The sequence below is a fragment of the Desulfurococcus sp. genome (assembly GCF_049970475.1).
GTDB classification, from domain to species: domain Archaea; phylum Thermoproteota; class Thermoprotei_A; order Sulfolobales; family Desulfurococcaceae; genus Desulfurococcus; species Desulfurococcus amylolyticus.
In genome coordinates this window covers 1-3,158 of sequence record NZ_JBMFMW010000121.1, presented here as the reverse complement: position 1 = coordinate 3,158, position 3,158 = coordinate 1, and the positions used below count along the sequence as shown (strand labels likewise).

Here is a 3,158-nt window from a genome sequence, read left to right as displayed (position 1 = left end):
GTAACGTTATCTGCTTCGGGTACTCCTTGCCAGCTGCACTGTGTAGCTTTATCTCGAGCATTTGGCCGGCAGTATAGCCTTGGACGGTAATATTCATGTTAGCTGTTTGACCCGTTCCAATAGGTATACTTATATTACTCATATTACTTGCGTCATATGTTGTAGTTTTGTCTTGAGTTTTGGCGATGATGCTTTGTACTTTGTTGGTGAGACTCGATACTGGTACCCCGTTTATGAATATGTTGTCTATTGTTACGTCTACTGTTCCAACATTCTTTACTTGAAGATATATGGTCCAGTTGCCGTCAGGATTTTTCGTAGCGTATGCTGAGACTATTTGGAGGTTCTCTGTGCCCGTGAATGAGCCCACTAGGCCCGTCATCCATAATGCTACTGCGATTGCAATCGCTATTGTTACAGCTACTATTATTACTGTGGCTATAACTGGTGAAATTGCCTTCTTCATCTATCTCCACCTCGATTTATTTATTCTTGGGTCTGGTTTATAAATAATGTTTTACGGTATTCCCATTATATTTAAACATGCAGCTATTTTAACCATTATATATGGTTCTTTAGTAGTTGCCCCACCTCCTCCGTGAACTCGGCTGGGTATGCTATCACTAGTCTGTCTCCGGGTTTAAGTATGGGGTTTCTCGCTAATGGGTATGCTATCCATGTATCCCCTGTTTTAACAGCTAGGACTGTGCCCCCGTATTTCCTCAGCCATACTGTCACCCTGTCTAGGCTTGTCTCTCTTGACACCGTGATTGTCCTTATCTTCTCCCCTATTGTCTCAAATATCTTGGCGAGGACCTCGCTGTACTCCTCGGGTAGCTCCTCGAGGAGGCTCGGTATGTGACTTATAGTGTTGGATGCATCAGCTATGTCCTCGAGCTCCTTGAAGAGGATTGAGAGCCCTATGAATGTATCAGGGTTTATCATGCCTGCCGCCTCCTTGAGCTTGTTTAATGCGTCCAGCTGCCTCCAATCTATGTAGACTTCGAGATCCTCCACCTCCCCTATCACGCCTGGCTCGGGCTCCAGTAGCGTGTAGTGGGCTAGGTCTATCATGAGCCTCGTGTAGTCCTTGAGCTCCACTATGCTCTTTAAAACCTGCTCGAGCTCCCCGGATAACCGTTTCTCCTGTAGTGTTGCACCGTGGTCGTTGAGCATCCTGATAACGTTCTCCCTGTAACCCCTCACATATATCGTGGATTTTGCTGGTAGAATAGTCTCAGGCGAGGGGGCGAGCATCGATTTCCCAGCATGGACACTAAGCAGCACGTCGACTGGGTATACGTCGGTGAGCTCTATGACTTTAACTGGTTTCTCGAGCACTAGTTTGGCAACTATCTCTCCATCCATGAGTAATGCTATCTCATCATAGCTCAGGCTCGGCGCGTACCCGACTAGCAGTGTGTAAACTATGTCCTTGACGCTGTCCACTATCGTGTCTATTGCTGAGCCATAGTAGAAGGCTAGTAGGCTTGCCTCGGCTCCCTCCCTGGTTCTACCGTATGCCAGGGCTGTATGCATTATGAACTGGGCTAGGTTATCGTCTATCACCCTGTTTATATCTAGGACTCTCTCAGCTGCCTCAGTGTCCCTTGAGAAGTACGCGTAGAATGCTAGGTCTAAACTTATATCGCTAAGGCTCCAAATAGTCTTCAATATGCTTGCAACGGATACAGGCCTGTATCTCACTCTTGTGAATTTATCGTGGAGCCTCCTATGTTGCTCAGGCGTTAGATTCCCACTGGACACCATGCAACTCCTCGAGTGGTAGATATATATACTGTAACCCTCTTAAAAGCATCAACATGGAGTGAATAAGGGTGGAAGTATATTGCGGTGATCAGGAGATTCATTGGCTCGCTAATACCTCTGCTAGCCCTCGCCGTGGGGGAGGTAATAGCCGGGTTGACCCTGAGATTCAATATAGAGTTACTACTAGTGTACCCGGTGTTAATGATTGTGATACCCGGGCTCATGGATCTCCGCGGTGACGTCTACGGTGCCATAGGGTATAGGCTTACAACAGCGCTACATATAGGTGCGGCTGAGCCAAGGTTGTTCACAAGGTTCAACATTATCAACACTCTTACAGGGTACACGGTATCCCTAATTACCTCGCTTGAACTATGCTTCATGGGGCTGGTACTCTCATACATGCTTAACCTCGGCTCCATGGATCCTGTCTCCCTCGTATTCATTGTGACTACGTCGACGATCATTGTTTTCCTAGTGTTAAACCCCATCGTGTTGGCTTCCGTGATAATGTTGTTTAAGAAAGGTGTGGATCCATCAGGCTTCGTCGCCGTGGTTGTCACCGGTGTAGGGGATGCCTTAACCCCTTTAACGCTAATCCTTGTGTCGCTTATGCACCAAGTGATATCATTCATAGTTAAGCTCCTCTTCGTACTAGGCGTGCTTGCATCGCTGGCTATATCATACCTCTACCTGGCCAGGATACATGAGGATAAATCGGTTAAGGAGAACGCTGTCTCATCCATTATAGCTTCCTCGGGAAGCAGCCTGGGAGGCTTTTTTGCAGCCATCAGTATTGAGGAATTGCTTAGCAGGGTCCCTGAGGTCCTCGGTGTTTTACCAGCCTTTAATGCTTTAATAGGGGCCTCCATGGGGCGTCTGGGCAACATGTTAAACATAGAGCTTCATGTGAAAGGCAGTGCTAATACCCGTAGATATCGGCGGGAAAGCCTTCTCGAGGCTATAGCTACATTCATATCGATACTTGCAGCGTACACAGTGATCCTAGCTACTAGTGGCCCAGGGATGTTCACCGTGTCAACTCTCTCAATCACTATATCATTCATACTTGTATACTCGCTCTCAGCTGTTACAACCTTCTACCTCACCACTATCTCGTTTAAGCATGGCTGGGACCCTGATAACATAGTATTTCCCTTGATGACCACGTTCGCTGATTTTGCGGGCTACCTCTCTACACTACTGATACTGGGATTAGTAATCTAAGCTAGTTATTCACGGTTCAACCCTGGTGCTGACTCCTCAACGCATTTCTCAGCTAGAAGAGTCTCGAGTAGCTCGACATACTTCAGCCCGTGGTCCGGGAAGACGACGATGTCTCCCCTCAGCGAACCCTCCTCCAACAGCTTCATCAAGGCATATACAGC

3 protein-coding genes are annotated in these 3,158 nt (G+C 47.4%); 1 reads left to right on the top strand and 2 read right to left on the bottom strand.

Annotation, left to right across the window (positions count from 1 at the left end; genetic code table 11):
- A partial coding sequence (locus tag ACP5N5_RS06435; RefSeq protein WP_428134189.1) for an archaellin/type IV pilin N-terminal domain-containing protein occupies nt 1-466 on the bottom strand: 466 nt, incomplete at its 3' end.
- 95 nt (nt 467-561) lie between these two features.
- The gene (locus ACP5N5_RS06430) at nt 562-1,770 is read right to left on the bottom strand and encodes a potassium channel family protein (protein ID WP_012607931.1); all 1,209 of its coding nucleotides are present in this window, start codon (nt 1,768-1,770) and stop codon (nt 562-564) included.
- An 84-nt stretch (nt 1,771-1,854) separates the two neighbouring features.
- On the opposite strand from ACP5N5_RS06430, the gene ACP5N5_RS06425 reads away from it, so the two are divergent.
- On the top strand, nt 1,855-2,997 hold the full coding sequence (locus ACP5N5_RS06425; RefSeq protein WP_428134184.1) for a magnesium transporter: 1,143 nt from the start codon (nt 1,855-1,857) through the stop codon (nt 2,995-2,997).
- Nucleotides 2,998-3,158: the final 161 nt, after the last annotated feature.

Coding starts and splice junctions, on each gene's coding strand:
- ACP5N5_RS06430 (WP_012607931.1), bottom strand. CDS start 1,770: ATGGTGTCCAGTGGGAATCTAACGCCTGAGCAACATAGGAGGCTCCAC.